This window comes from Halonatronum saccharophilum DSM 13868, assembly GCF_000517025.1.
GTDB lineage: Bacteria > Bacillota > Halanaerobiia > Halobacteroidales > Halobacteroidaceae > Halonatronum > Halonatronum saccharophilum.
The window spans coordinates 212,203-217,970 of the sequence record NZ_KI912092.1 but is presented as its reverse complement, the minus strand read 5'-3'; the positions used below and the strand labels follow the sequence as shown (position 1 = coordinate 217,970).

5 protein-coding genes are annotated in these 5,768 nt (G+C 35.4%); all 5 read left to right on the top strand.

Annotated features, from left to right (window positions below):
• Positions 1-139 precede the first annotated feature (139 nt).
• The 5 genes from HALSAC_RS0103095 to HALSAC_RS14860 all read left to right on the top strand — a co-directional run bounded on the left by HALSAC_RS0103095 (position 140) and on the right by HALSAC_RS14860 (position 5,612).
• The gene (locus HALSAC_RS0103095; protein ID WP_027339037.1) at positions 140-373 is read left to right on the top strand and encodes a hypothetical protein; all 234 of its coding nucleotides are present in this window, start codon (positions 140-142) and stop codon (positions 371-373) included.
• 133 nt (positions 374-506) lie between these two features.
• Positions 507-3,680 (top strand): SNF2-related protein, encoded by a 3,174-nt coding sequence (locus HALSAC_RS0103090; RefSeq protein ID WP_027339036.1) that lies wholly within the window; start codon positions 507-509, stop codon positions 3,678-3,680.
• 346 nt (positions 3,681-4,026) lie between these two features.
• Positions 4,027-4,422, top strand: coding sequence for a type VII toxin-antitoxin system MntA family adenylyltransferase antitoxin (mntA, locus tag HALSAC_RS0103085; protein WP_027339035.1), 396 nt, complete (start codon positions 4,027-4,029; stop codon positions 4,420-4,422).
• Complete coding sequence (hepT, locus tag HALSAC_RS0103080) at positions 4,412-4,828, top strand: type VII toxin-antitoxin system HepT family RNase toxin (RefSeq protein WP_027339034.1); 417 nt, start codon at positions 4,412-4,414, stop codon at positions 4,826-4,828. The genes mntA and hepT overlap by 11 nt, the downstream gene beginning before the upstream one ends.
• A 340-nt stretch (positions 4,829-5,168) precedes the next feature.
• Positions 5,169-5,612, top strand: a complete 444-nt coding sequence (locus HALSAC_RS14860) for a GxxExxY protein (protein ID WP_051412049.1) — start codon at positions 5,169-5,171, stop codon at positions 5,610-5,612.
• The last annotated feature ends 156 nt before the right edge of the window (positions 5,613-5,768 follow it).

Below are 5,768 nucleotides of genomic sequence, written 5' to 3'. Positions count from 1 at the left end.
CATATGAGGTGTTTTTTTCCATAAAGGCTGTGCATTTTATATTGCAATTTTCATACTAGTCTTTTCACTTTAAATACTTTTAAATATAGCTTTAATTTGATATAATAATATATAAGCTACAAAATAAAGGAGTGAAGCTATGAGTAATGAAGATATGCTAAAACTAATACTAGGCAAATTTGATAACTTAGAGAGAGAGATTGCAAAAGTAAGAACCGACTTAGGTAAAGAAATATTAGAGTTAAAGAATAACCAACAGGCTATGCAGAAAGATTTAAGTGTTATCAAGGATACGGTAGCAGAAAATAGAGAAATCTTGTTAAATCACCCCCACGAAACAGGAAAGATTAAATTAGTCAAAAATAATAGCTAACTTTAGCATAAATAAATTAATATCGCCATAAAAGCCAACAGAAATGTTGGCTTTTTGTGAACCTAATGGGCTCTTGCTTTTTAGCTCACGGCTCAAAGCTCAAAGTACATAGCACAAAAAAAGGAGTAGATAGATGAACCTATTAAAGCAACTAAAAGATCAAGTCTCGACCAAAATCTTTAAACGAGGTGAGAGATACTATAAGGCTGGTAAGATAGACAAGTACAATTTAATCGACTTAGATAATAATAGATATAATGTACAGGCTTTAGTTTGGGGAACTGTTCTTTATACTGTAGATATAGACTTTGTGATTGATAATGAAGAATTACAAATTTACGGAGGATGTACCTGCCCTTATTGGGGAGATATCTGTAAGCATCAAGTAGCGGTCCTTTATAAGTTTTTCCAAGAAAGGGCCAACGCTCAGACGCCAAGGAAGATGAAATCCTCTTCACCTAAGAAGAAATTACCTGCCAAGGATGAATCTTTTGAGAAGTTGCTTCAGATTACCCAGGACTTCCAAGATACCAAGCATCCCCAGATAACTTATAAGGTAAAAGGGCTAATCAGAGATTCTATGGTCAACTTTAAACTAACCTTAGAGAGTGAAGAGCTTTTAGATGATAGGCTAGACCAGATCGTTGATTATTTACATCAATCTCATAGTTATTATTATAGAGATACCTCACATATAGATAAGCTAAGTATCAAAGATCAAAATAACCTAAATTACTTTAAAGGGATAGACCTGTCTAAGAGCCCTACTCCAGGGGGATTTTTCTTTCCTAAGAATAAGGATAATTTTAATTTTTTAGTTAGCTTGATCAAAAATAATGAAGTTTACTTAGAGGAGAATAGTCAGCGGGCCAAGATCGGTGAAGAACTTAGTCCAGATTTATTTATAAGAGGTGATGAAAAAGAGGTAGATATCAAGGTAGCCCATAGGCATAAATTTCAGCAAAGGGAAGGGGCTCAATGGACTGTAGTTGATTCTAAAGTACATACTCCTGCCAACTCCTTGAATCTAAATCTCCCACCTAAGATTAAGATCCCAAAAGAAGGAAGGGGAAAGTTTATCTTTGAAGTCTTACCCCAATTAAAAACCTCTTTTAAAACTCACTTCTCTTCAGCATTAGAGGGTTATACCTTAATTAAGGATAAGACGGAGGTAGAACTAGAATTTGATTATCAGAAGGGGATAATCAGTTGTAGGGCCAAGGTTATAATGGATAATAAGGAGTATGGAAATTCTGAGATCATAGCCTTTGACCCTACCAACAGAGATTACCGTCAAGATGAAGATGATCCTAAGTTTTGGTTCACCCATGATTTGGAGCCAGTCAAAGAGCTTTTAGACTTCTTAGAAGAGTATAACTTTCGTGTTAAGCCAGACTCCTTTTATATTAAGGAACGCGATGATATTCAAGAGTTTATCACCGATGGGCTAACTCATATCCCCGAGGATTGGGAGATCAATACCAGCCAAGAATTTGACGAGGTCGAGGTTGTGGAGGTGGAACTTAACCCAATTATTGAGTTTGAAGAGGATGATGGTGGAATTAATTGGTTTGAATTTAAGGTTAGTTATAACTTAGGTGGCAATACTTATACCCCAGAAGAGCTAAAGAAGCTTCTTAGATATAACAAGCATAATCGCAAGTATATACAGGTTGGGAACAAGTACTTACTCCTCCAAGAGACCCTCCAAGAGAAGAATCTAAAGAAGATTATTGAGGGAGCAGATAGTGAAGAAGAGGGGATTTATAGGAGCAACTATTATAACCTACTTTATTATCAAAGTCTTGTAGAAGAGAGTGGAATATCATTTAAAGGGAGTAAGGTATATAATAGCTTAAATGAAGATATTACTGCTAATAAACTTGTCCAAGAAGAAGAGATACCTGCTGGAGTTGAGGAAATACTTAGAGGTTATCAAAAGAAGGGCTATTACTGGATGAAGTTTTTGCACAAGTATAACTTTGGAGGTATCTTAGCCGATGATATGGGCTTAGGTAAGACCATACAGGCTTTAACCTTGATTAAAGGCGTAGAGAAGAAAGCGCCTGTTTTGATTGTCTGTCCAAGGACTCTAATCTATAACTGGGCAGCAGAGATAGAGAAGTTCTTCCCAGGTACAGATTATCTTGTTTACTATGGTACACCTGATGAGCGTAAGGAGATGAGAGAAGAATTAGATAAGTATGAGATATTAGTTACTACCTATTCGATTATGAGCCGGGATTATGAAGATTTGCAGGAGGTAGAGTTTTCTTATACGCTCTTAGATGAGGCCCATAATATCAAGAATAGACAGGCTAAAAGAACTAAAGGGATTAAAAGAATTAAATCTAGGTATAAGTTGGCTTTAACGGGAACCCCTTTAGAGAACTCTTTAGATGAGCTGTGGTCTATCTTTGATTTTTTGATGCCAGGGTATTTAGGTAAGTATAGTAAGTTTAGAAAGAAGTATCTAAATCCAATTACCAAAGAGGATGACAAGGAGAAATTAGAGGACCTTAAGCGAAGGATCGCTCCATTTATTCTAAGAAGGAGAAAGGAAGAGGTCCTAGATGATTTACCTCAGAAGATGATCAATACCTATCCTGTAGAGATGACTAGCTTCCAAGAGCAGACCTATAAGGCGATAGTCGAAGAGGTTAAGAAGGATCTAGTCCAGAAGGTAGAAGAGGATGGGTTTAATAAATCTAGAATCAATATCTTAGCTGCTTTAACCAAGCTTCGTCAGATCTGTAATCACCCTGATCTAGTCTTAGAAGAGAAAGGTAAGAGAAGAGAGTCAGGAAAGCTAGAAGCACTTTTAGAGTTAATCGAGGAGGCGACTCTAGCCGGACATAAGTTAATTGTCTTTAGCCAGTTTGTGGGAATGCTTAAGCTGATTAGAGAACGCTTAGAGGAGAAGGGTGTTAGCTTTGAGTATTTAGATGGTAGTACGAGAAAGAGGATGGAGCGAGTAGAGAGGTTTAATGAGTCTAAGAAGATAAAGGTCTTTTTAATCTCCTTAAAGGCAGGGGGGGTAGGGCTAAATCTAACCTCTGCTGATGTGGTAGTCCATGTGGATCCTTGGTGGAATCCAATGGTAGAGCGACAAGCTACCGATCGTGCCCACCGTATCGGCCAAAAGAAGAAGGTTATCGTTTATAAGATGATCACTACAGGAACGGTAGAGGAGAAGATGTTGAAGTTACAGGAGAAGAAGAAGGATATCTTCGAGAATATTATTGAAGACAATGCCAGACCGACTGATAAGATAACCTGGGATGATATCCAGCAGTTACTTGAATAGGCAAGGGATAGAGGATATACTTATATTTACAGGGTCAAGGATACCAAATCTTTGGTTCTGCGTTCTTTAGAACTGTTAAAATAAAAAATCAAAGGCTGAACTCTGACAAAAGCCTGATAAGAGATGAGAAGGTCTCGACAAGAGCATAAAAAATAAAAAAAGATTTAGTCAGATTTTAGTCAAAGGTTTAGTCAGAGTTAAAGATTTGGGTTTTAAGGCTTTAAAAAGAAAAAGTAGAAGGTATTGATAATTCAAGAGTCAACCACTGGGTTGGCTCTTTATATATAATTTCCATCTTTTATGTTATAATAGGATTAAAGCTATTCATAAAAGGGAGGTTTGTAAGATGGATATCATTGAAATAATTAAAGAAGTATTATTAAAAGAGATAGATCCAATACTAATATATATATTTGGTTCTTTTGCCCAAGATAAACTTAGAGAAGATAGTGATATAGATATAGGATTTTTAAGTGATGAAGAAGTAGACCCTTATAAGGTCTTCTTAATTGCCCAAAGTTTGGCTGACAAGGTTAAAAGAGAAGTTGATTTGATAGATATTAGTAATGCTTCTACTGTCTTTAAGGTTCAGATTATTCAAGGAAAGAATATCTATGCTAAAGATAAATTAAGCAGAGAAAATTTTGAGATGTTAACACTTAAGGAATATGCAAGACTTAATGAAGAGAGAAGTGAGGTATTAGAAGGAATTAAAAGAGGAGTGATGGAGAATGATGGATGATGTTTTATTAAATAAAGGTGAGACTATGAAGAGATGTGTAGGGAGAATTAAAGATGAGTATGATGGAGACCCACTAAATTTAAATAATTATACTAAGCAGGACTCTATTATCCTTAATATTCAACGTTTATGTGAGGCTACCATAGATATAGCAATGCACTTAATTGCTAAGTTAGAACTGGGGGTTCCTCAAAATAGTAGAGATGGTTTTGAAATATTATATCAAAATGGGATTATAGAAGAAGAGATGGCAGAGAGTTTAAAGAATATGGTTGGATTTAGGAACATAGCTGTACATAATTATCAAAAGTTAAATTTGAGAATAGTACAGGCGATTATTGAAGAGGAGATAGATTTGTTATTAGAATTACCAAAGATAGTTATGAGACATTCTTTTGATCAATAGTGAGATGGCTCTACTCAAGATACAAGGCGAGTTTGACATAGACTTACAGAGACTAATATCCGAAGAATAAATGGTGTTAGTCTGTTTCTTTTTTTGGATGAATAAACTTTGGGATAATATGGTATTATATAAAATCAAGGTCAGAGGTTTAGATGTCAAGATCTTAAGAAGATTAAGATCAAAGGCTTTGACTCTGACAAAAGCTTGATAAGAGCCGACAAGTTCACGACAAGAGCATAAAGAATAAAAAGATTTAGTCAGATTTCAGTCATTTTTTGTCTGAGACCTTGTCAGAGCAGATGATTTTGCACTTAAGGTTTAGAATTTAAAAGGGGTGATAATGATTGGCTATTTATATCAAGAGTTAACTGAGAGGATAATCAGGAGTTTTTATAATGTTTATGATCAATTGGGATATGGTTTCTTGGAGCATGTATATGAGAATGCACTGGTAATTGAATTAGAAGAGATGGGGCTAGAGGTTGAAAGGCAGAAGAAGATAGAGGTTATGTATAAAGGTCAAGAGGTTGGTCTATATGTAGCTGATATAGTTGTAAAGGATAAAGTGGTGGTTGAGGTGAAAGCTATATCAAAGTTAATTAAAGCTAATGAAATGCAATTATTAAATTATCTTAAAGCTACGGGTATGCAAGTGGGATTAGTTGTTAATTTTGGCCCTAGGATAGAGTTTAAGAGAAAATATTTAGATTTAAAAGGTAAAAATCAAAGGCTGGACTCTGACAAAAGCCTGATAAGAGATGACAAGTTCTCGACAAGAGCATAAAAAAACAAAAGAAGATTTAGTCAGATTTTAGTCAAAGGTTTAGTCGTAGGTTTGGTCAGAGTTAAAGATTTAGGTTTTAAGGTCTTAAAAAGCCAAAGATAAAAGGCTGGACTCTGATAAAAGCCTGATAAGAGATGACAAGTTCTCGACAAGAGC

Excerpts from the sequence above, each read along its gene's own strand:
- HALSAC_RS14860 (WP_051412049.1), top strand. The coding sequence starts at position 5,169 with ATGATTGGCTATTTATATCAAGAGTTAACTGAGAGGATAATCAGGAGT.
- mntA (WP_027339035.1), top strand. The coding sequence starts at position 4,027 with ATGGATATCATTGAAATAATTAAAGAAGTATTATTAAAAGAGATAGAT.
- HALSAC_RS0103090 (WP_027339036.1), top strand. The coding sequence starts at position 507 with ATGAACCTATTAAAGCAACTAAAAGATCAAGTCTCGACCAAAATCTTT.
- HALSAC_RS0103095 (WP_027339037.1), top strand. The coding sequence starts at position 140 with ATGAGTAATGAAGATATGCTAAAACTAATACTAGGCAAATTTGATAAC.
- hepT (WP_027339034.1), top strand. The coding sequence starts at position 4,412 with ATGATGGATGATGTTTTATTAAATAAAGGTGAGACTATGAAGAGATGT.